This window comes from Fulvivirga sp. M361 (assembly GCF_007097395.1).
GTDB lineage: Bacteria > Bacteroidota > Bacteroidia > Cytophagales > Cyclobacteriaceae > Fulvivirga.
Genome location: NZ_VKDC01000132.1, coordinates 1 through 250 on the forward strand (window position 1 = coordinate 1; position 250 = coordinate 250).

At 42.8% G+C, this 250-nt stretch carries 1 protein-coding gene; it reads left to right on the top strand.

Features of this window, described 5'->3' with window-relative positions; translation table 11 throughout:
• Window positions 1-250 (top strand): transposase (locus FNH22_RS31860; RefSeq protein WP_185154541.1); only part of this gene is annotated, 250 nt, incomplete at both ends.

Sequence of the window (250 nt, forward strand, 5' to 3'; positions counted from 1 at the left end):
TATACAGTTTGATAATATCACGCTGGACTGTGACTCTACGATCCTGACTCGTTATGGAGACCAACAAGGTGCTTTGAAAGGCTATAATCCCAAAAAGCCGGGTCGTCATTCTCATCATCCCATCTATGCTTTTGTCAACGATTTGAAGCTGGTAGCCAATTTTTGGTTAAGGAGTGGGAATACCGGCTCTTCAAATAACTTTCGGGCTTTTCTGGAAGATACTATGAGAAAGTTGGGGGAGAAAACCGTA